General features: G+C 60.6%; 17 protein-coding genes. 8 read left to right on the top strand and 9 right to left on the bottom strand.

The features are described from left to right. The first annotated feature begins 3 nt into the window (after positions 1–3). The 5 genes from AC0T4W_RS07315 to AC0T4W_RS07295 all read left to right on the top strand — a co-directional run bounded on the left by AC0T4W_RS07315 (position 4) and on the right by AC0T4W_RS07295 (position 8,065). Positions 4–1,773: an N-acetylglutaminylglutamine amidotransferase gene (locus AC0T4W_RS07315; RefSeq protein WP_476318037.1), complete on the top strand. Its 1,770-nt coding sequence runs from the start codon at positions 4–6 to the stop codon at positions 1,771–1,773. Between the two features lie 88 nt (positions 1,774–1,861). Beyond that, the gene (gene ngg / locus AC0T4W_RS07310; RefSeq protein ID WP_476318034.1) at positions 1,862–3,598 is read left to right on the top strand and encodes an N-acetylglutaminylglutamine synthetase; all 1,737 of its coding nucleotides are present in this window, start codon (positions 1,862–1,864) and stop codon (positions 3,596–3,598) included. A gap of 132 nt (positions 3,599–3,730) precedes the next feature. Beyond that, positions 3,731–4,921 (top strand): osmoprotectant NAGGN system M42 family peptidase, encoded by a 1,191-nt coding sequence (locus AC0T4W_RS07305; RefSeq protein ID WP_476318032.1) that lies wholly within the window; start codon positions 3,731–3,733, stop codon positions 4,919–4,921. Positions 4,922–5,002: 81 nt separating this feature from the next. Next, positions 5,003–7,756, top strand: a complete 2,754-nt coding sequence (locus AC0T4W_RS07300; protein ID WP_476318029.1) for a hybrid sensor histidine kinase/response regulator — start codon at positions 5,003–5,005, stop codon at positions 7,754–7,756. Positions 7,757–7,825: 69 nt separating this feature from the next. Then, on the top strand, positions 7,826–8,065 hold the full coding sequence (locus AC0T4W_RS07295; RefSeq protein WP_476318026.1) for a YheU family protein: 240 nt from the start codon (positions 7,826–7,828) through the stop codon (positions 8,063–8,065). Between the two features lie 108 nt (positions 8,066–8,173). Here AC0T4W_RS07295 and AC0T4W_RS07290 read toward each other — a convergent pair whose 3' ends face one another. From AC0T4W_RS07290 to arsS, 9 genes are all read right to left on the bottom strand, one after another. Beyond that, complete coding sequence (locus AC0T4W_RS07290) at positions 8,174–8,602, bottom strand: hypothetical protein (RefSeq protein WP_422911712.1); 429 nt, start codon at positions 8,600–8,602, stop codon at positions 8,174–8,176. Between the two features lie 77 nt (positions 8,603–8,679). Further along, positions 8,680–9,846: an MFS transporter gene (locus AC0T4W_RS07285; protein ID WP_476318023.1), complete on the bottom strand. Its 1,167-nt coding sequence runs from the start codon at positions 9,844–9,846 to the stop codon at positions 8,680–8,682. 129 nt (positions 9,847–9,975) lie between these two features. Then, positions 9,976–10,782 (bottom strand): SDR family oxidoreductase, encoded by an 807-nt coding sequence (locus tag AC0T4W_RS07280; RefSeq protein ID WP_476318020.1) that lies wholly within the window; start codon positions 10,780–10,782, stop codon positions 9,976–9,978. Between the two features lie 391 nt (positions 10,783–11,173). Further along, positions 11,174–12,214 (bottom strand): methyltransferase domain-containing protein, encoded by a 1,041-nt coding sequence (locus AC0T4W_RS07275; RefSeq protein WP_476318017.1) that lies wholly within the window; start codon positions 12,212–12,214, stop codon positions 11,174–11,176. Between the two features lie 247 nt (positions 12,215–12,461). Continuing rightward, the gene (locus AC0T4W_RS07270) at positions 12,462–13,784 is read right to left on the bottom strand and encodes an OprD family porin (RefSeq protein ID WP_476318014.1); all 1,323 of its coding nucleotides are present in this window, start codon (positions 13,782–13,784) and stop codon (positions 12,462–12,464) included. A gap of 116 nt (positions 13,785–13,900) precedes the next feature. Then, positions 13,901–14,305 (bottom strand): DoxX family protein, encoded by a 405-nt coding sequence (locus AC0T4W_RS07265; RefSeq protein WP_476318011.1) that lies wholly within the window; start codon positions 14,303–14,305, stop codon positions 13,901–13,903. Between the two features lie 84 nt (positions 14,306–14,389). Beyond that, positions 14,390–15,469: an FAD-dependent oxidoreductase gene (locus AC0T4W_RS07260; protein WP_476318008.1), complete on the bottom strand. Its 1,080-nt coding sequence runs from the start codon at positions 15,467–15,469 to the stop codon at positions 14,390–14,392. Then, on the bottom strand, positions 15,466–17,658 hold the full coding sequence (locus AC0T4W_RS07255; RefSeq protein ID WP_476318005.1) for an FAD-dependent oxidoreductase: 2,193 nt from the start codon (positions 17,656–17,658) through the stop codon (positions 15,466–15,468). The genes AC0T4W_RS07260 and AC0T4W_RS07255 overlap by 4 nt, the downstream gene beginning before the upstream one ends. Positions 17,659–17,671: 13 nt before the next feature. After that, positions 17,672–18,652, bottom strand: a complete 981-nt coding sequence (arsS, locus tag AC0T4W_RS07250) for an arsenosugar biosynthesis radical SAM (seleno)protein ArsS (RefSeq protein ID WP_476318003.1) — start codon at positions 18,650–18,652, stop codon at positions 17,672–17,674. A gap of 470 nt (positions 18,653–19,122) precedes the next feature. Between arsS and AC0T4W_RS07245 the strand changes: the two genes are divergently transcribed. From AC0T4W_RS07245 to AC0T4W_RS07235, 3 genes are all read left to right on the top strand, one after another. Then, positions 19,123–20,796: an FMN-binding glutamate synthase family protein gene (locus AC0T4W_RS07245; protein WP_476318000.1), complete on the top strand. Its 1,674-nt coding sequence runs from the start codon at positions 19,123–19,125 to the stop codon at positions 20,794–20,796. Continuing rightward, entirely contained in the window at positions 20,793–22,484 is a 1,692-nt protein-coding gene (locus tag AC0T4W_RS07240; protein ID WP_476317997.1) for an acetolactate synthase large subunit, read from the top strand. The genes AC0T4W_RS07245 and AC0T4W_RS07240 overlap by 4 nt, the downstream gene beginning before the upstream one ends. A 69-nt stretch (positions 22,485–22,553) precedes the next feature. Beyond that, positions 22,554–22,892 (top strand): hypothetical protein, encoded by a 339-nt coding sequence (locus tag AC0T4W_RS07235; RefSeq protein ID WP_476317994.1) that lies wholly within the window; start codon positions 22,554–22,556, stop codon positions 22,890–22,892. Positions 22,893–22,970 lie beyond the last annotated feature (78 nt).

Here is a 22,970-nt window from a genome sequence, read left to right as displayed (position 1 = left end):
ATTATGTGCGCAATCGCTGGAGAATTACGTTTTGATCAACGACCGGCCGACCTGGCCGCAGTCGAGCGAATCACCCACCACATGGCCGCCCGTGGCCCCGATGCCCATGGCTTTCACAGCCAGGGTCCGCTAGCCCTCGGCCACCGCCGCCTGAAGATCATGGACCTGGCCGAAGCCTCCGGCCAACCGATGGTCGACAGTGCGCTGGGCCTGACGATGGTGTTCAACGGCGCCATCTACAACTACCCAGAACTGCGCGAAGAGCTGAAAGCCCTCGGCTATCGCTTCTTCTCCGATGGCGATACCGAAGTGCTGCTCAAGGGCTACCACGCCTGGGGCACCGACCTGCTGCCCAAGCTCAATGGTATGTTTGCCTTCGCCATCTGGGAGCGCGACAGTCAGCAACTGTTCATCGCCCGCGACCGCCTCGGCGTCAAGCCGCTGTATCTGTCACGCACCGCTGAGCGCCTGCGCTTTGCCTCCAGCCTGCCAGCGCTGATGGCCGGCGGTGATATCGGCAAAACCCTTGACCCCGTCGCGCTCAACCACTACCTGAACTTCCACGCTGTGGTGCCCGCCCCGCGCACCCTGCTGGCCGGGGTGGAAAAACTGCCGCCAGCCAGCTGGATGCGTATCGATGCCCAGGGCAACTGTGAACAGCAAACCTGGTGGAACCTGACATTCGGCCCGCAGCGCGATGAAATCGCCTTCGGCCTGGAAGAATGGCAAGAGCGCGTACTGGACGGCATGCGCGAGGCGGTATCAATCCGCCAACGCGCCGCCGTGGATGTCGGTGTGTTGCTCTCCGGCGGCGTTGACTCGAGCATGCTGGTTGGCCTGCTGCGTGAAGCCGGGGTAGACAACCTGTCGACCTTCTCCATCGGTTTTCAGGATGCTGGCGGTGAGCGCGGCGACGAGTTCCAGTATTCCGACCTGATCGCCGAACACTTCAACACCCGCCACCATCAGTTGCGTATCGGTGAGCACGAGATTCTCGAACAGCTGCCGGCGGCCTTTCGCGCCATGAGCGAGCCGATGGTCAGCCATGACTGCATCGCCTTCTACCTGCTGTCACGCGAGGTGGCCAAACACTGCAAAGTGGTGCAGAGCGGCCAGGGCGCTGACGAACTGTTCGCCGGCTACCACTGGTACCCGCAGGTGGACGCCGCCGAGGATGCCTTCAGCGCCTACCGGGCAGCGTTCTTCGACCGCGATTACGACGAGTACGCCGCCTGCGTGCAACCCGCCTGGCTGACCGGCGATATGGCCGGCGACTTCGTCCGTGAGCATTTCGCCCAGCCCGGTGCGGTGGCAGCGGTGGACAAGGCACTGCGCCTGGACAGCACGATTATGCTGGTCGATGACCCGGTCAAACGGGTCGACAACATGACCATGGCCTGGGGCCTGGAGGCGCGCACGCCGTTCCTCGACTACCGCCTGGCCGAACTCTCGGCACGTATTCCGGGGCGCTTCAAGCTGCCCGATGGCGGCAAGCATGTGCTCAAGGAAGCCGCGCGCCAGGTCATCCCCAGCGCGGTAATCGACCGGCCCAAAGGTTACTTCCCGGTGCCGGGTCTCAAGCACTTGGAGGGCGCAACCCTAGGCTGGGTACGCGATCTATTGCTCGACCCGAGCCAGGATCGCGGTCTGTTCAACCCGGCCATGCTTGATCGCCTGCTGAGTGATCCGCACGGCCAGCTGACACCGCTGCGCGGCTCCAAGTTGTGGCAGCTGGCAGCGCTGAATCTCTGGTTGAACGAACACGGCCTGTAGACCGCTGCGGTGGATGAGCACAGGCGCATCCACCGCAGTGCCTCAACCCTGAAATACGCAATCTGCTCACGGCAAAGGAAACTCTCCAATGCGTGCCACTGCCTTTAACCAACGCCTGCTGCGCGGCCAAGCGCCCTCTTACGAGCGCCTGCAAGCGCGCCTGGCCGAGGATCACAACGCCCCACAGAGCGAGCCGCAAGCCGTGCACTGCGGCTGGGGCCGCCTGTTGCTCGGCCACACCTACCCGGATGCAGCCGCTCTGGCCAGTGACCTGCTGAGCGAACAACCCGGTGAGCGCGATATCGCCCTGTATGTCGCGGCCCCGCATCAAGTGCTGGCGCAAGCGCCGCAGCAGCTGTTTCTCGACCCCTCCGACACCCTGCGCCTGTGGTTCACCGACTACCGCCCGGCACGCCGTGGCTTTCGCGGTTACCGGGTGCGACGCGCGCAGAACGCCGAGGACTGGCAGGCGATCAACACCCTGTATCAGCTGCGCGGCATGCTGCCGATCGAGCCCGACAAACTCACCCCCCGCCACCTGGGCGGGCCGGTGTACTGGCTGGCCGAAGATGAAGACAGCGGCGCGGTGATCGGCAGCGTTATGGGCCTCAATCACCACAAGGCCTATCAGGACCCGGACCACGGCAGCAGCCTATGGTGCCTGGCGGTCGATCCGCACTGCAGTCGGCCGGGGGTCGGCGAGGTGCTGGTACGCCATCTGGTCGAACATTTTATGAGCCGTGGGCTCAGCTACCTGGACCTGTCCGTGCTGCACGACAACGAGCAGGCCAAAGGGCTGTACGCCAAGCTGGGCTTTCGCGAGCTGCAGACCTTTACCATCAAGCGCAAAAACGGCATCAACGAAGCGCTTTTTATTGGCCCCGGCCCGCATACGCCGATGAACCCCTACGCGCGGATCATCGTCGATGAAGCCCTGCGCCGTGGCATCGAAGTGCAGGTCGACGACGCCGATGCCGGGCTGTTTACCTTGAGCCACGGCGGCCGACGCATTCGCTGCCGCGAGTCGCTGAGCGACCTGACCAGCGCCGTCAGCATGACCTTGTGCCAGGACAAACGCCTGACCCATCGCACCCTGACCCAGGCCGGGCTTCACCTGCCAGCTCAGCGCTTGGCCGGTAGCGCCGAAGAGAACGCGGCCTTTCTCGCCGAGCACGGCAGTCTGGTGGTCAAACCCGTGGATGGCGAACAGGGCCAGGGCGTGGCGGTGGACCTACGCACGCCGCTGGATGTGCAGGATGCTATCGAGCGCGCGAGCAGCTTCGACAGCCGCGTGCTGCTGGAAAGTTTCCACCCAGGCTGCGACCTGCGCATTCTGGTGATCGGCTTTGCCGTGGTGGCCGCCGCCATTCGCCGCCCAGCCGAAGTGATCGGCGATGGCCAGCACAGCATCGGCGACCTAATCGACGCCCAGAGCCGTCGCCGCCAGGCCGCCACCGACGGTGAAAGCCGCATACCCAAAGACGCTGAAACCCTGCGCACCCTGCATGCTGCGGGCGTCGACTACAGCAGCGTGCTGCCAGCCGGCCAGCGCCTGGCCGTGCGCAAGACTGCCAACCTGCACACTGGCGGCAGCCTGGAGGACGTTACCGAGATCCTCCACCCGGTGCTGGCCGATGCGGCGGTAAAAGCCGCCCGCGCCCTGGATATTCCGGTGGTCGGCCTGGACCTGCTGGTGCCCGCCGCCGATCAGCCCGCCTACGTGTTTATCGAAGCCAACGAGCGCGCCGGCCTGGCCAACCATCAGCCGCAACCCACGGCAGAGCGCTTTATCGACCTGCTGTTTCCGCTTAGCCAGGTGGCTTGAGAGCGCCCCGGATTGCGCCAAGGCTTATCCGGCTACAGCTCAACCGTAGCCGGACAAGCGCAGCGCAGTCCGGGAATGCAGTAGATAGCGGATATCGCTGGCCGACCAGATAACGTTCACAAGGAACCTTGTATGCAGCAACTCCCCGAACCCGACCTCGTCTACCTGCAGAAAGTGCTGCTGGAAATGCTCGCCATTCCCAGCCCCACCGGTTTTACCGACACCATCGTGCGCTACGTCGCCGAGCGCCTAGAAGAGATCGGCATCCCTTTTGAGATGACCCGGCGCGGCACCATTCGCGGCACACTCAAAGGCAAACAGAGCAGCCCGGACCGCGCGGTCTCAGCGCACCTGGACACCATTGGTGCAATCGTCCGCGAACTACAAGATAACGGTCGCCTGGGCCTGGCCGCAGTCGGCTGCTGGTCGAGCCGCTTTGCCGAAGGCAGCCGCGTCAGCGTGTTTACCGATCACGGGGTGATTCGCGGCAGCGTGCTGCCGCTGATGGCCTCGGGGCACGCCTTCAACACCGCCGTAGACCAGCTGCCGATCAGTTGGGACCACGTCGAGCTGCGCCTGGATGCCTACTGCAGCACCCGCGTCGACTGCGAGTCGCTGGGCATCTCGGTGGGCGACTTTGTCGCCTTCGACCCATTGCCGGAATTTACCGAGAGCGGCCATATCAGCGCCCGCCATTTGGATGACAAAGCCGGCGTTGCTGCTCTGCTCACCGCGCTCAAGGCCATCAAGGAAAGCGGCCTGGAGCCAGAAATCGACTGCCACCCACTGTTTACCATCACCGAAGAAGTCGGCTCCGGCGCCGCTGCCGCTCTGCCCTGGGATGTCAGCGAGTTCGTCGGCATCGACATCGCCCCGGTCGCACCGGGCCAGCAATCGAGCGAACACACCGTCAGCGTGGCGATGCAGGATTCCGGCGGGCCGTATGACTATCACCTGTCGCGCCAACTGTTGCGCCTAGCCAGCGAGAATGAGATCCCGGTGCGCCGCGACCTGTTTCGCTACTATCACAGCGATGCGCAATCAGCGGTCACCGCCGGCCACGACATCCGCACCGCCCTGCTGGCCTTCGGCTGCGATGCCACCCACGGCTATGAACGCACCCATATCGACAGCCTCAAAGCCCTCAGCCGTCTGCTTGCCGCTTACGTGCTCAGCCCACCCGTATTCTCCAGCGATGCCCAGCCAGCACAGGGCTCGCTAGAGCGCTTTAGCCACCAACTGGAGCACGATGCACAGATGGAAAGTGACACCCGTGTACCCACCGTCGACAGCCTGTTGCGCCCACTCGATCAGGACGCTTGAAGGGCCGCGTGCATCCGGGCAAAGTGACGCCATGACGCAGGGGCTGGATTCGGCCCCAGATAAGAATAATGGGGTCAGTAAATGCCTCGGATATGGCTGGTGGTGGTGCTGTTCTGGCTCTGTGGGCCGGCATGGGCGTTGCTGCCTGCAACCCTCGACAATACTGACCTGCGCCTGTCGCTCGGGCCATCCATGGCTTACCTGGAAGACCCGCAGGGCGAGCTGAGTATTGAGCAGGTCGGCGCCCTGAATGATGAGCGCTTTACTCCGGTTAAGGGCGAGCACGCCAACCTCGGCAAGAATGATTCAGTCTGGTGGTTCAAGGTACGGCTGAACAACCGCCTGGCGCAAAATCTGGCGGGCTATTTGGAGGTCAACTACCCGCTGCTTGATCATCTGCAGGTGTTTCTGGCCGCCACCGATGGCCAGTGGCAGATGCAAGAAAGCGGTGATCGCTATGCCTTTTCCCAGCGCCCGGTACAGGTGCGCAACTTCTGGTTCCCGCTAGAACTGGCACCCGGCGAGAGCACCCTGCTGGTACGGGTTGAAACCACCAGCACGATCTTTATGCCGCTGTTCTTCAGCACCTACCAGGCCAGCGCAGCCGCCCAGGAAAACCTCATGGGTTTCAATGGCGCGTTCTACGGCGTGCTGTTCGCGATGTTCTGCTACAACCTGTTTCTGTTTATCTCGCTGCGCGAATCTGCCTACCTCTGGTACCTGGCTTACAACCTCAATGTTGGCCTGCTGGCCGCCTGCTTCGACGGCATGCTGTTCAAACTGCTGCCCGAGCATGTGGCGTTCCAGTCGGTGAGCATCTACATCCTGATGTACCTGCACTGCCTGACGGCGATTCAGTTCAGTCGCCACTTCCTGCATGCGCCGCAGTATTTTCCGCGTTTGGATATTGGCCTGCGCCTGTTAATGCTGGCCTGCGCCGGCTGCCTGCTGTCGGTGCCGTTGATTGGCTTCAGTGCCTGGAACATCCTGGCCAGCGTCACGGTCTCGCTGGTCTCACTGATCCTGCTGCTCACCGGTCTTTACGTCTGGCGGCGCGGTGTGCGTTATGGCTCTTATTACACTCTGGCCTGGGCCATCCTGCTATTCGCCTTTATCCAGGCCACCACTGGCTCGCTAGGCCTGGAGGTGCTGGGTGTGTTCGGCGCTACGGTGGTGAAGATCGGCGTGACCATTGAACTGATCACCCTGTCCATCGGCCTGGCAGACCGCATCAACCTGCTCAAGGAAGAAGGCTTCCAATCGCGCCGCGCCGCCGAACAGGCGGAAATAGAAAACCTTGCCAAGAGCCGCTTTCTGGCCAAGATGAGCCACGAGATCCGCACCCCGCTCAATGGCGTGTTAGGCATGTTGCAGCTGCTCAAGGAAACCCCACTGGACCGCAGCCAGCGCTTCTATGTCGACACCATCTCCAGCTCCGGCAGTTCGCTGATGGCGGTGATCAACGACATCCTTGATTACGCCCGTATCGAGTCCGGCAAGCTCAGCCTGGAACATATCGAGTTCGACCTGGAAGAACTGATTTCCGATACCCTCAGCCTGTTTACCGGGCAGGCCCTGGATAAACGCCTGCGCCTCTATGTCAGCCTAGAAACTGGCGTACCACGCCGCGCCCAGGGCGACCCGACGCGGCTCAAGCAGGTGCTGATGAATCTGCTCAGCAATGCCCTGAAGTTCACCGCCGAAGGCCATGTGGCACTCAACGTCTGCCGACGTAATGATTCCCAGGGCAAACCGCATCTGGTGTTTGCCATCAGCGACAGCGGTATTGGCATCAGTGACAAAGCCCTAACCCAGCTGTTTGAATCCTTCGCCCAGGGCGACTCCAGCACCACCCGCCGTTACGGCGGCAGCGGCCTGGGCCTGGCGATCAGCAAGGAGCTGGTGGAAATGATGGGCGGGCGTATCGAAGTACAGAGCACGCCGGGCCAGGGCACGCGTTTCGCTTTCGATATTCCGCAAGCCGATGACGAGCTGCCTGTCGACCCGCTGTATGAACTGCTCAAGGGCCGCACTGCGCTGCTCACCTCCCTCGATGGTCTAAGCCTGGATGCACTGAGTCGCCTGCTGGGTCGCTGGGGCATGCGTACCGAGCGCTGTCAGAACCCGGAAAGCCTGCTCAGTTATCTAGAAGATTTTGCCGCACCGCCACTGCTGGTATTGATGGCGCCATGGCCGGGCAGCATTCAGCACTGGCTGGACTCGTTACGCCCACTGCTGCAACCCGGACAACGCGTGCTGCTGCTCTGTGCGCCCGAGCAATGCCAGCAACTGCCCAGCTCCGCCGGCCTGCGCTTGCTCGGCCTGCCGCAGCCGCTGGCAATCAATGCACTGCGCAGTGCGCTGCTGGAACTCTACGAAGAACCGCGCGCGGCAGAAATCAAACCGCTGCCAAAAACCTACAACGACACCGGCAGCACACCCTGCATCCTTGTGGCAGAAGACAATCCGGTGAATCAGTTGGTGGTTCAGGGCTTCTTGAAAAAACGCGGCTACAACGTGCGCTTGGTCACCAACGGCCTCGCTGCCCTGAATGAATACCAACGCGACCCGAGCGCTACACAACTGATCCTGATGGACTGCGAAATGCCAGAGATGGACGGCTTCGAAGCCACGCGGCAGATCCGCCGCCTGGAGCGTCAGCACAACCTGCCTGCCGTACCGATTATCGCCCTGACCGCACACATCCTCGATGAACACCGCCAGCACGGCGTCGAATCCGGGATGGATGACTTCCTCGGCAAACCCCTGGACAGCGCCAAGCTCTACAGCACCCTGGAAATCTACCTGCACCCGGCAGAACCGCCCGCCCAGTAACGGCACGGCAGACATGGCCAGCCAGGGCCATGCGCGTTAGCATCCGCGCTGCGCTCTGGAGGCCTTACCGTGCTGATCCCCTATACCCTGCTCGAAGCTGACACCCTGACCCGCCTGATCGAAGACTTCGTCACCCGCGACGGCACCGACAATGGCGACGAAACCCCGCTGGATACGCGTATCGAGCGGGTACGCCACGCCCTGAGCAAAGGCCAGGCGGTGATTGTGTTTGATGTCGAGAGCCAGCAATGCCAGCTGGCGCTGAAGCGCGATGTGCCGAAAGAATGGCTGGATACGCTTGAGGACTAAACGCCGCAGGGTGACCTTATCCTTATCCTCGTAGGTTGGTGTTGAGCGCAGCGAAGCCCAACAAGACGGACGGTTCGTCGGGCTTCGCGCTGCGCGCGTCAACCCAACCTACCCGCGCAAACCGCCTTCGCGCTCCCAGGCGCAGCGCACGCGCAACTCGCCTTCCTGCGGGCTATGAAAGCCGTTATCCGACTCCCAGCGAAAGGTGTGCGTGCCGTTCAACTCAGTTTCCAGATGCACCACCGCGCTGGCCCAGTACAGGCGTTTGAGCAACGCCTCGAACTGCTTGATCCAAAGGCTCCACTCATACTCCACCGTGCGATAGCTGGCGCCAAAGTGGATCACCTGGGTCTGGTACAGGCCATCACCCGGCTGCTCGCAACAGGCAAACATCTCTCGCCCGAGAAAACTCCAGGCATCGCCCGTCGGCAGCTCATCGAGTACTTGCCGATTGATTTCACGACGCAGACGGCTCTCCGCCGGACTGTCCGACGGCCAGTCACGGATGCAACCATAAACGATGGATTCGGACTCCACGCAGGCACTCCAGAAAATCAAGGCTGCCTTCTATCACAGCCTTTCAGGCCAAGGAAGGAGCGGCTGCCAAATAAGCGTCAGCTATGGGCGCGCTTTGGTCCGCGTCGCATCATCCAGGCCAGCAACGTCATCAACACGGCAAGCGCGGTCAGCACCATAAACGGTAACTGATAGTTACCCGCCAGATCCCGCGCCAGGCCGGTCAACACCGGAGTCAAGCAGCCGATGCTGTACCCCATGCACAGCATCATCGCCGTCCAGCGGCTGACTGCCAGTGGTGAACCCGCCTCGTACAACGGCAGCACCAGCGACAAGGCAAAGGAGCCGCCAAGGCCAAAGCCGATGGTCACCGCCCACAGCTCAGGCAGCACTAAAGGCTGAAAGGTGATCATCGCCAGGCTGATCGACGATAACAGCCCGCAGCCTACCAGCAGCAGGTAGCGATTCTTGAAGCGCTGAGCCAACCAAGGCAGCAAAAATGAGCTGGGCAAGCCCATCAGCATCGATACGCTAAACAAGCTATTGCTGTGCATCAGGCTCAAACCGGCTTCGTGATAACGCGCCACAGCCCAGGTAGCGAGGGCATAAAACAAGCCAGCCTGAATGGCAAAGAATGCGCTGATCAACCAGGCACGCGGCTGCCGCCAAGGCAAACCCATGCCCCCCGCCCCGCTCTCGGCTTCGATACGGTTAGGCAAGCACAGCCAGAGCAGCAGTCCGACTAACGCCGGCAACGCCCAAATGGCCAGGCCATAGGTCCAATCATTAGCCAGCCACTGGGTGGCCGGGATGGTGAGTACCGCTCCACCAGCGCCACCAATCGCCATGCTCAGCGAATACCAGCCCACCACGCTGCCCATGCGCCCCGCGAAATGCCGTTTGATAAAGCCCGACAGCAAAGGCCCAGCAACCGCAATAGCCGCCCCCAGCAGCACTGCGCTGCCAATCAGAATCGCGCTGGTATGCCCCACCGCACGCAGCAGCAACGCTACGGCGATCACCGCCAAACACAAGGCAATGGTGCGCTCAAGGCCAAGGCGCACGGCCAAACGCGGCGCAAAAGGCGCCAGCAAACCCATGCACAGCACCGGCAAGGCAGTCGTCAGGCTAATCAAGCTACGGCTCAAGGCCAGCTCTTCGGCAATCCGCTCGATCAGCGGCGCCAGGGAAGTGATGCCGGGCCGCAGGTTGATTGCAGCCAGGATCAAGGCCAGCAACAGCATGGCCTGCGGGAAAGGTTTCACAGTAAATCCATCAGTTTCGCGGCCATGCCGACATGGCCGCAAACCTTAGAGCGCAAGCTCATCACAGACAACCCCGAACAGCAAATAAGTTGACCTTTAAATCAACTAATCTACAGCAGCAACGCCTGATCACTTGGTGCGCGGCGCACGCATCTTGTCGGCCATGGTGGTCATTTCGCTGTACAGCAACTGCGGGTTCTTCTGCTTCAATGCCCAGGCCATGCGGCCCTGCTCGTGGGGCAGAATCATAAATTCGCCCTTACCGATTTCCTGGTAGATGTAATCGGCAATATCCGCTGCGCTGATCGGCGAGCTTTCCAGCAGCTTGCCGACCTGCGCCTTCATCGCTGGCGTCGGGCCGCGGAAGGAATCCAGCAGATTAGTCTGGAAGAACGATGGGCACACCACATGCACACTGACTTCATGCAGTTTTAACTCGACCAGCAGGCTTTCCGACAACGCCACAACGCCAGCTTTAGCCACGTTGTAGTTGCTCATCGCCGGGCCCTGCATCAAGGCCGCCATGGAGGCGATATTGACGATCCTGCCTTTACTTTTTTCCAGCAGCGGCAGGAAGGCCTTACAGCCCTTGACCACGCCCATCAGGTTGATCCCGATCTGCCAATCCCAATCCTCCAACGATAAGTCGCTGAAGAAACCGCCGGAAGCAACACCTGCGTTGTTAACGATCACATCAATGCCGCCGAGCTTCTCCTCACAGGCCTGCGCAAACGCCGTCAGCTGGCTGTAATCACGCACGTCGCAACGCTGGATGAAGCCATCGCCGCCAGCCTCACGCACCATCAGCAAGGTTTGCGTCAGGCCCGGCTCGTTAACATCCGACAGCGCCAACTGCCAGCCCTCACGCGCCCAACGCAGGGCAATCTCACGCCCCAAACCCGAACCTGCGCCGGTGATCATCATGCGATTTTGCATAGGAAAGCTGCCTTGTTGTGCTGTGGTAGATGGCCCAGTGTAGCGAATGAATTATCCCGCCCAATGTTCCATCAGCCTTATGAATGACCGCATAGCACCAGCCGCAAAGTAGAAAGCCATACCACACGCCAGGCCTCCAGGAGCGAGGAAAAATGAAGGCCGGGTTCAAAGCAGCTAGGCGTATGCCGATGACCTCTTACTTTTACCAATATGAGGTAGCACCGCAATTACAGCCCGCGCAGATGGAAAGCCACGAGATCACCAACGGCATGTGCCCTATGTGAGCCTGAGAGCGTAATGGTCTGCTTGTCGTGTGGAGTACAGGCGCTCAGCAGCAACGTCGTGCAGGCAAGGACTATAAGGTTGCGACTGATCATCTTCTTGCAACCCCTTAGCAACAACTAGCTGGAGAAGCGGCGGCACCCTGCTGATCGAACGGTAAACCGCCGCCACAGCCCTCGAACAGGCCGAAGTGGCGGCTGAAGTCACCAACAAACTGGAAGTGCGCGGCGAAGCGGCTGTCCTGCAGCATACGCCAGGTATTGCCGCACACTGGGAATACCCGGCCAGTCTCGATCCGATGGTGTTTATCCAGCACAAATGCAGTGGCCGCACCGGCGATGCTGCCCTGATAGATCACCGCCTGACCGTAGTCCTCGCAGGCCGGCTCCAGGCCTTCGAGCTTGAACAACCGGTAGGTGGCGGAGAAGAAACGTGCATCGCCGAGTTTTTCCGCCAGTGCCGGGTCGGTAATGCTAATCGGCTGATCCTCGACAAGCCGTGGATCGGTAAAGCCATGCCGGCGGGCCAGGTTCTCGAAGTCATTCCAGTACAGCGCGCCGCCCAGGCACTCACCGTACAGCACCTCGTCCTGGCGCAACTCGTCGGCCAGACGGCGGTCGGCGTAGACATCGGAGAAATACAATTCACCGCCCGGCTTGAGCAGACGATAGGTCTCACGCAACACGCTGTCCTTGTCGGGTGACAGATTGATCACGCAGTTGGACACGATCACATCGAAGCTGGCATCGGCCAGGTCCAATGCCGCTAGATCCTCGATATAGCCGTGGCGAAATTCCACATTGGCGTAACCGAACTGCGCGGTGTGGTAATCCAGATGGGCATTGGCCACCGCCAGCTGCTCGGCAGTCATATCCACTCCAAGCACGGAACCCCCTGCCCCGACCAGTTGCGCTAATACATAGCAATCGCGGCCCGAGCCGCTGCCCAGGTCGAGTACTCGGCATCCCTCCAGTAAGGCCGGGGCGACCAGGCCGCAGCCGTAGTAACGGGCGCTGACTTCGTGATGGACCTTGGCCAACAGCGGCTTGAGCCAGTTGGGCATGTTGGATACATCGCAACAGGCACTGGTCTTCAGGTCGCCGCTGCTTTGCAGGACCTTGCCGTAGTAGTTCTGTACCGACTCGTGCATGGATAACCTCTGTTCATAGGAGAGCGTTGCTGTGTGTAACACACAGACAGAACAACGCTGATCAAGTGGATTGATTAATAAAGGTCACTTATTAAATAGATAAAAAATCAGCGCGATTGTTACAGCGCCAGCCCATTTAGCGTTGGGTCGACACGAACTAAAAAAGGGGCTGTATCACCCGATACAGCCCCAAGGTCAGGGGAAGGAGCAAACAACCCCTAGACTTCACTCAACCATGAGCGAACTTCTACAAAATACTCAACGGGTACTCGACTATCAGGCGAACTTCGTCGATATCGCCATCGATCTGGTCGGAGGTGCCGCGATGCGTCGCTTGCCGAACCCGGAACGACAGATCCTTGGCCGCGCCTGCCTGCACCACATACTTGGCCTCGATATCGCGCTCCCAATGCTTGCCATCGGCACCGGCAAATGCATTGGCAGGATCGGTGCCCGAGCTGTCGATGCCACTGCCGATGATATAGCGTGCCATCAGGGTCAAGCCCTGTACGCCATAACTGGCCATATCCAGGTCATAGCGCAGCTGCCAGGACTCTTCTCCCGGGGAGTTGAAGTCCGAATACTGCACCGAGTTGGCCAGGTAGATGCCATTGAAGCCGATGTAATCGAAACCGGCCTCGTCATCGATCTGCTGGAACGCCAGGGTTAGGGCGTGGGCACCGGCGCTGTACTTACCGGCCAGCGACCAATCGGTATTGTCGATCTTGCCAGCCAGGCGCTTGCCTTCATCGTCGGTGCGGTAGAGGTTGAGGTCGAAATTCAGCGACCGCTCCTCGCCCAGATCGAAGGTGTAGCCGAGATTGGCGTAGTAGCGGTCCCAGGTATCCTCGACGCGGGAAGCGTACAGGCCCAGGGTCAGGTTATCCGTCGGCGTGTAGAAGCCTCCCGCCCAACTGATTGCGTCGCCAACATCGCCGGCATACTGGATCAGCAGTTCATCATCAGAGTTGCTGCTGTTGAAGTTGTTCATTGCGGTGATACGGCCTGCGTCCAACGCAAGGCCCTCGATTTCCTCACTGCTGAGGAAAAAGCCCGTGGCGGTTTCAGGCAACAGGCGCGCATCTCCAGTACCCACCACAGGATTGCCAAACTGCTGCTCACCGTATTTGAGTACGGTGTTCGACACCCGCAGCTTGACCACCCCACCCGCTTCACTCCAGTCCCGCTCGGGTTCACCATCGCCGCCTATCGGCGCAAGCAAAGTGCCGGTGCGACCGCCGCCGCCATCGAGACGAATACCGAGAAAGCCATAGGCATCTACGCCGAAGCCAACCGTGCCTTGGGTAAAGCCGGACTCGTAGAAGCCCATGATCCCGTAGGCGGCCTCCTCGCGGTAACCGTTCTCCTGGCCGGGCTTGTTCGCGTTGGTGCCGGCGCTATTGAAGCCGCCGTTGCGGAAATCACGATTGAAATAGAAGGCGCGATTAAGCAGGTTGAAGCTGCTGTCCTGGATAAAGCCCTGCGCCTCTGATTGCTGGCTGGCCAGGGCCGTTTGGCTAAAGGCTGCTGCCACAGCCAGGCCGCACAGACTGAGTGTAAAGCGGTGCATTGGATACCCCTCTTGTGTAGGCGGTGCGCCACCGTTGGGTGGCGTTTGTTGTTGTGCCAATGCCAGCCACATCTTGCTGACCTACTTCGAGTCGGTATCCAGTGTTTTGTTACAACTCAGTATTTTTTACCCAGCACACACTTGTCCTCATCGCGATAGGCAATCAGCAACAGGCTGGCCGCAAAGATGATCAGCGAGGGATAGAACAAGGCATTGCTGCCCTCAAATACCCAGCTCCAGGGGTCGATAACCGACTGCAGCACCGCCAGCAGCGACGCACCGTTGAGCAGCACTTGCAGTGGATAAACCCAGCGCCGGGCAAAACCGATCACCACCGCCAGCCCCACCAACATCTGCAACACGCCAGCCGCTTGCAACGCACTCTCAACGGCGAGAAAGCCGAAGTAGAACTTGTTGGCTACTGCCATCCCGTGCTCGACGTTAAATACTTTGTCCGCGCCCCAGATAACCAACAACCAGCCAAGCGAGACACGCAGCAGCAGCAGGGTCCAGATTTTCATTACCACATCTCCTTCAGAATGGCCGACCTGGATAGCCGGCACGGGTGTTTGCCCAACCAAGATGGAAGATCCGTCATAAAGTCTTCATAGGGTGCCGAGGTGGCGTGCGATAAAGCTGCGATCCAGACGATCTTTCCAGCGCCCCAAGCACTGGCCTTCGGCCGTCATTCCCGACCAGCTAAGCAGCGCGCCGCCCTGGCCATCAGCCAGCAGCGCCAGCGAACGGCGCTGCGGTTGAAATGGCGTCGTGGCCTGGCCTGACAGCGCTGCACTCAGGTTGGCCGCCAGCACCGGCCCCTGGCGCACGGCGTATACCCCGCTACGCGTTGTGGCGCCAAGGCTTGCGCAGTCTCCGGCGGCAAACACATGGGGGTGTGACAGGCTCTGCAGTGTCCGCCCGACTCGAACGAAACCGCGCTCATCGCAGTCCAGACCGGACAGGCTAAGCCAGGGCAATGCACTGGCTCCGGTGGCCAGAATCACCCTTGCACCGCACCATACAAGTCGATCACCAGCGACCAGGGCATCGCCATGAATCGAATCAACAGCCACACCTTCCACTACCCGGACTCCAGCTTCTGCCAAATGGCGCAGTGCCCGCTTGCGCAGCGCAAGGGGATGCCCGGCCAATACCTGGGCGCTGCTCAGCAAGGTCAGCTCAGGTACCTGTGGTGCCAGGGCCAGGGCCAGCTCAACCCCGGCCGCACCACCGCCGAGAATCGCCAATGCTTGGGGTGCCTGTTGCCAGCGTTGCCACCCCTGCAAAAAAGCTTCAAACGGCTTGACCGGCAAAACCTCCAGCACGGCCTCCGAGCCCTGTGGAACTCTGGGCACAGACCCCAGATTGAGTGACAACCAGGCGGCCGAATACTGCCGGCCATCTGTCAGTTCGACACATCTGGTAAGCGGGTCCAGCTCGCTGATCTGCCCCTCCAGCAGCTCCACACCGGTTGCCGAGCAGAGCGCTTGTAATGGGATGCGGCACTGCTCGGCTCGATAGCGGCCAGCCAACAGCCCCGGCAACATGCCCGAATACCAGGCATAGGGTCCCGAGCTGATCAGGCCGATACGGCCTTTAGGCCGCTGGCCACTCATACACAGGCGCAGCACACCCAAATGGGCATGTCCCGCGCCTGCAAGCAACAGGTCGAATTGGCCGTTCACAGGGTTTTCTCGTTCACCTTGAGTTCCGATTGAGCATCCGCTTTGGTGCCGCCCAAGCGCCACTGATGGAAGCGCGCCACCCAGCGCAATGCCGCCTGCGGGGCGTGGGCACGCTTCCACTCACCGGCCACGTACTTGTTGGCTTCGGCCATGGTCGGGTAGATATGAATGGTGCCAAGCACCTTGTTCAGGCCGTAGCCCTGCTTCATCGCCGCCACGTACTCGGCGATCAGTTCACCGGCATGCTCGCCGACGATGGTCACACCGAGGATGCGATCCTTGCCCGGCACGGTCAGCACCTTGATATAGCCATGGGCGGCTTCGTCGGCGATGGCGCGGTCGAGATCGTCGATGCCGAAGCGGCTCACCTCATAAGCGATGTCCTGCTCTTTGGCGTCCTGCTCATTGAGCCCGACATGGGCCACTTCCGGGTCGGTAAAGGTGGCCCAAGGGATCACCCGGTAATCCACCTTGAAGCGCTTAAAAGTGCCGAACAAACCATTAACGGCGGCAAACCAGGCCTGATGCGCCGAGGTGTGGGTGAACTGATATGGGCCGGTGACATCGCCCACGGCAAAGATATTGGGCAAGCGCGTGGCCAGGTATTCGTCGACTTCCAGAGTGCCATTGGGCCGTACAGCCAGCTGCAGCTCTTCGGCACCAAAGCCCTTGACGTTGGCCACCCGGCCCAGGGCAACCAGCACCTGATCGAAGTCGATGCGCACTTCACTGTCGGCGACCAGATTGAGGCAGATCAGCTGGCGTTGCCCCTCAACTACCTCGAAACGCACGGCCTTATGGCCCAGGCGCAAGTCCACCCCGTCCTGACGCAGGCTGGCCATCACCGCTTCGCTAGCCTCGGGGTCCTCACGCATCAGCAGGCGTTCGTTCTTTTCCACCTGGGTCACCACGCTGCCCAAACGCTGGAAGGCCTGCGCCAGCTCGCAGCCAATCGGTCCACCACCCAGCACAAGCAACCGTTTGGGTTGTTCGCGCAGGTTCCAGACGTTATCCGAGGTCAGCGGCGCGACCAGTTCGATGCCGGGAATCTTCGGCAGCAAAGGCCGTGCACCAGTGGCGATAACGATAGAGCGAGTACTGAGGGCCTGGCCATTGACTTCCACCGTCCACGGCGAGGTGATCTTCGCCTCGCCCTCGATCACATCCACGCCCAGACTGGTGTAGCGCGCCACTGAATCATGGGGTTCGACATCCGCCACCACCCGCTGCACGCGCTGCATCACTGCGGCGAAATCGACCTCGGCCTTGATCGGCTTGAAGCCAAGTTTTTCCGCCTTTTTCATTTCATTGGCCAGCTTGGCCGAGCGCAGCAGGGCCTTGGATGGCACGCAACCCGTATTAAGGCAGTCGCCTCCCATCTTGTGTTTCTCGATCAGGGTGACCTTAGCCTTGACCGCTGCAGCGATATAAGCCGACACCAACCCGCCGGAACCTGCCCCGATCACCACCATATTGCGGTCGAACGTCCTGGGTTTATCCCAGCCGGCATAGACCTTGCGCGCCTTGACCAGCTCCAGCAGCTTGCGCGAAACAATCGGCAGCAAACCGAGCAGAACAAAAGCCCCCAGCAGGCCCGGCGACAGAATGCCGCCCAGCGAGTCCAGTTGGCCCAGCTCACGCCCAGCATTCACGAACACCAGGGTGCCAGGCAACATGCCCAACTGGCTGACCCACCAATAGGTGCGCGCCGGTAGTTTGGTCAGGCCCATGGCCAGGTTGATCAGGAAGAACGGGAACACCGGCACCAACCGCAGGGCAAACAGATAGGAGGTCCCTTCCCGCTCGATACCCTGATCGATACTGGCCAGGCGCTGGCTGAACTTGGCCTGGACCCAGTCGCGCAGCAGAAAGCGGCTAATCAACATGGCCAGGGTCGCCCCCAGAGTGGAAGCAAAAGAAACCAGTAACGTACCGCCGAACAGGCCGAACAAGGCACCCGCAACCAACGTCAACAACACCGCACCAGGCAGCGACAGCGCCGTAGCAACGACATACAGCAGGAAGAACAGACCGCCTGCCAACAGTGGATTGGCGGAGACCTGGGCGTTCAGGGCGACCTGTTGTGCCTTGAGGCTGGTCAGATTGAGGTACTGGCCCAGATCGAACAGAAAGAAACCCGCTATTGCGAGCAGAACAATGGCCAACAGGGCCGCTTTGCGCTTATCCATGACAAACCTCTCCTTATTGATTATCCAGTGCACCGGCGCAACTGGAGCCCTGCCCGGCGGTGCAGGCATAGCAGTGATCGCGAGTGATAATGGGATTGCCTTCAAGGCTGGGTGCCTTGAGCAAATCTCGCAGATGGGGGCGGTCGCGACCAATCAGCCCAGGTATGGCCAGGGGCAGTTCGAGCATCTGATTGAAATCACAGTCGTACAGGTAGCCTTGCCAGTCGACACTGACCAGGCTCTTGCACATCACCGCGTCGAGGTTTTCCGGTCGATAACTGTCGCGCAGCAATTGCATATAACTATTGAAGGTGCCTTTGCTCACCAGGGTGCTGCCAAAACGGGCAATCGGCTGGTTGGTAATGGTCAGCAAATGATTGAAAATAATGCCGAAGTCCTCGACCAGATGAGCCTTGTAGTCGGCTTCGAGCTGCGCCTGCGCAGGCGGCAGGCTCGGACCCTGCGGGTTGTACATTAGGTTAAGAATCAACCCACTGCCGTCCCGTCCATAACCCAGCCTATTAAGCTGCTGCAGGCCGTCGATGCTGACGTCGAACACGCCATCGCCGCGCTGCTTGTCGACGTTATCGCGCGAGTAGCAAGGCAAGGATGCGCTGACCTCCACCCCCTGCTCGGCAAGAAACTCGGCCAGGTCTGCATAGCCCGGCTCACTGAGAATGGTCAGGTTGCAACGATCAATTACCCGCAAACCTTCGCGCCGAGCGTGACGGACAATCTCGCGAAAACGCGGGTGCATCTCCGGCGCGCCGCCGGTCAGATCCAGGGTCTGTACAGAGTGGGTATCAATCACCTGATGCAGCAAGGCCAGGCTCTCATCGGTCATGGCCTCGGTACGGGTTGGCCCGGCGTTGACATGGCAGTGTAAGCAGCGCTGGTTGCACTGATAGGTCAGGTTGACCTGCAATGCCTGCAGTTGGACGCGGCTTATCGCTGGAAAACTCAGCGCATTGAGTAGAGGCAAGGTGGCATGCATGGCGTTTCAAGCTTCCTGGGATACTGCTCTTTTGAGACGCGAGAGGCCCATTCGTTACGCTGAGGTGAGCCTGCAGTCGCGAACTTCGCCGTCATCAGGACTGCTCAGTCCGTAAAAAAGCAAAAATCATCTCAGGCTGGCAATGATCGCCTTGATCACAATGAGTAGGTCCTTCTGGCTCAAGCCCGACTTGGCCTGGGTGCGCAAACCACAAATGGCGCAGTGCATATAGAGCGCAAGCGCTGCAGGGGCTTGGCTATCCGATAACTCGCCAAGGGCCTGGGCCTGCTTGAAAGCCAGCTCCTGTGCCTAGCGAAAGCGTCGCTAGGCACAGGAGCCAGGCTGCACCCGAGCCGCCTCGGGTGCGGTCAATGCCATCATCTCCCTCGGCACCCTGTTCTATTGGCTTATAGTCTTGGTGCACTCAGCTTCTGCAACCGCCTTCAGCGCCACCCGCAAAAGAGGCCCGTATGCTCAAAACCTATCTCAGCTTGTCTGTACTCTTTTTTGCCACTTTTTTCATGCTGTGCTACCTCTGGCCACCGGCGCTCTGGGTGATGATTCTGGCCCTGCCACTGTTTTTGCTTGGGCTCTACGACGCCCTGCAAAAGCGCCACAGCCTTTGGCGTAACTTTCCCCTGATCGGGCGTGGCCGCTGGGTCATGGAGGCCCTCAGACCTTTCTTCCGTCAGTACTTTGCCGAGTCGGACACCGACGGCACGCCCATCAACCGGATGTTCCGCAATGTCGTCTACCAGCGCGCCAAAGGGGCCTCCGACACCGTGCCCTTTGGCACCCGCGTGGATGTCAACCGCTCGGGCTATGAGTGGATAGGTCATTCGCTCTCAGCCATGACGGCGGAGCAGGTGGACGAGCTGCGCGTGACCATCGGCGGGCCCGATTGCCTCAAACCCTACCGCGCGAGCATTCTCAACATATCCGCCATGAGTTTTGGCGCCTTGAGCCGCAACGCCGTGCGGGCGCTCAATCGCGGTGCCAAGATAGGTGGCTTCTTCCACAACACCGGCGAGGGCGGCATCAGCCCCTACCACCTGGAAGAAGGTGGCGACCTGGTCTGGCAGATCGGCACCGGCTACTTCGGCTGCCGGGATGAGGACGGCAACTTCGACCCTGACAAATTCCGCGAGAAAGCCCGGCTCGACAGCGTCAAAATGATCGAGATCAAATTGTCCCAGGGCGCAAAACCGGGCCACGGCGGCATACTGCCTGGCTGCAAGAACACCGAAGAAATCGCCCGCATCCGTGCGGTGCCCGTCGGCACACAGATCATCTCGCCGCCGACCCATCTGGCGTTCGATAGCCCTCGAGGGCTGATGGAATTTATCGTTCAGCTGCGTGAACTCTCGGGTGGCAAGCCCATCGGCTTCAAGCTGGCTATCGGGCGCGAAAGCGAGTTCGTCGCAATCTGCAAAGCCATGGTCGCCACTGGCACAACGCCGGATTTTATTACCGTGGACGGCGGTGAAGGCGGCACCGGTGCCGCACCGCTGGAATACACCAACTCAGTGGGCATGCCCCTGCGCGAAGCGCTGGCGTTTGTGGAAAACTGCCTGATTGGCCTCAACCTGCGCGAGCACGTCAAGTTGATTGCCTCAGGCAAGATTTTTACCGGCTTTCACCTGATCAAACACCTGGCCCTGGGTGCCGACCTGTGCAACAGCGCGCGTGGCATGATGCTGGCCCTGGGCTGCGTGCAATCGTTGACCTGCAACAGCAACCGCTGCCCCACCGGGATCACCACCCAGAACCCCAAGCTCTACAAAGGGCTGGTGGTCACCGACAAAGCCGCCCGAGTCGCGCAGTTTCACGAAAAAACCCTGGCGGCAACGGCTGAGCTGCTGGGCTCCACCGGGCTCAAACACCCGAGCCTGCTCAACCGCACTCACCTGCACCGTCGCGTCAACCAATTCGAGATCCGCCGCTACGACCAGATATTTCCCTATGTGCCGGCCGGTTCACTGTTGAGCCTGGAGCAAGCCCCAGCGCACTACTGCTGTTATCTCCAGGAGGCCAGCGCCGAGACGTTCCAACCCGATCAGGAAATGACCCACGTGGAAAAAGCCGAGTCGGGGTCTGCCACGCGCGAAACCGAAAACCAACCCATAGGAGCACACAAGTCATGAAGGCATCCAAACTGTTCGTCCAGGCGCTGGAGAGCGAGGGCGTGGAGTACATTTTCGGGGTGCCAGGCGAGGAAAACCTGGATTTCCTGGACGCGCTTGTGGAATCGTCCATTCGACTGATATTGACCCGCCATGAACAGGCCGCCGGCTTTATGGCCGCCACCTATGGTCGCTTGACCGGCCGCGTCGGCGTCTGCCTGGCCACCCTGGGGCCGGGTGCCACCAACCTGGTGACGGCGGCCGCTTACGCCCAATTGGGCGCCATGCCCATGTTGATGATTACCGGGCAAAAGCCTATCAAGGCAAGCAAGCAGGGCGAGTTTCAAATCATCAATGTGGTGGACATGATGGCGCCCCTAACCAAGTACACACGGCAGATAGCCAGTGCGCACACTATTCCGGCGCGCGTGCGCGAAGCCTTCCGCCGCGCCCAACTGGAGCGCCCGGGCGCTACTCATCTGGAGTTGCCGGAAGACATCGCCCGCGAGGACACCGATGCCCAAGTCATCGCCAAGAGCACATTCGATATCCCCCAGGCCACGGATCACGCCATCGAACGGGCTCTGGTCATGATCCAGTCGGCCCGCCGCCCGCTGTTGCTGCTGGGCGCAGGTGCCAATCGCCAGCACAGTTGCATTGCCCTGGCGCAACTGGTGAAAAAAAGCGGCATTCCCTTTTTCAGCACCCAGATGGGCAAGGGCGTAGTGGACGAGCGCCATCCTCTGTTTCTGGGTACTGCAGCGCTGTCGAGTGACGACTTTTTGCACCGCGCCATCGAGGCGGCCGATCTGATTATCAATGTGGGCCACGATGTGGTGGAAAAGCCGCCCTTTATCATGGGCAGCCATGCTCTGGAGGAAGGTCCCCTGGCATCGGTGGCCCAGGCGGGCGACGCGCAAGTGATTCACCTGAACTACGTGCCGGCGGCAGTGGATGCGGTCTACTACCCCCAACAGGGCGTCATTGGTGACATTGCCAACAGCCTGGAGCGTCTGACGCAAGCCCTTGAGCCTCAACCGCACTGGGATTTCAGCTGGTTTATGCAGGTCAAGAACAGGTTGGATCGGCAGCTGCTGGAAGGCTCGGAAGATGACCGCTTTCCCATCTACCCCCAGCGCCTGGTGCACAGCCTGCGCCGACTTATGCCCGACGACGGCATCGTGGCGTTGGATAACGGCATCTACAAGATCTGGTTTGCCCGCAACTACCGGGCTTATCAACCCAATACTGTGCTGCTCGATAACGCCCTGGCCACCATGGGGGCCGGCCTGCCATCGGCCATGGCGGCCAAAATGGTCTGCCCGGCGCGCAAAGTGGTGGCGGTCTGTGGCGATGGCGGCTTTATGATGAACTCTCAGGAGCTGGAGACCGCCGTGCGCTTGAAGCTGGATCTGACCGTGCTGGTACTGCGCGACAACGGCTACGGCATGATCAAGTGGAAACAGCGCAATCTCGGCTTTGCGGATTTCGGCCTGGACTTCGGCAACCCGGATTTTGTGCGCTACGCCCAAAGCTACGGTGCCCAAGGGCACCGGCCCACCAGTGCGGACGACTTTGAACGATTGCTGAACTACTGCCTGGCCGAGCCGGGGGTGCATCTCATTGATGTTCCGGTGGATTACAGCGACAACGAGCGAATTCTGCACCATGACATCAAGGCACAGAGTCGCGCCATGGTCGGCTCGTGAAGAATCGTATTTCGCGTGTGCACTCAAACCGATTGCGTCCTCGGATAGGGCTGAACTAGACTCCACCGCATGAAACGACGCCTGCACCTGCTGTTGCTCCTGCTGCTCAGCCTGAGCCTGCCCCTGAATGGGGTGGCGGGTGCGCTGGCGTTTTCGCAACCTTGCCCCATGGAACAGCACGGCATCTCGATGGAGGATTCGCAGGCTTCGTGCTGCGAAGACCATCAGCAACAAATGTCCAGCGGCAAAGTCTGCAAGACCGGACAAGAATGCAAGAGCAGCAGCATGCTGCAGGTCTCGGTCATCAAGACGCCTCTTCTGTTTTCTCGCTCCGTAGCCACCACGCCTACCCACGACTTCCTTCCAACCACGTCCCCTTCCGGGGTGTGGCGGCCACCCCGCGCCTGATTCCCGTGCTGACTTGAGTTCTGTTTCGCCCTCTTAGGCGGCGAAACAGTGTGCGTGTGCCCGCCTGGGTGCGCGCCG

The organism is Pseudomonas sp. C7.1 (genome assembly GCF_056312395.1).
The sequence above is the reverse complement of the archived record's forward strand: the minus strand, read 5'-3'. Positions and strand labels throughout refer to the sequence as shown.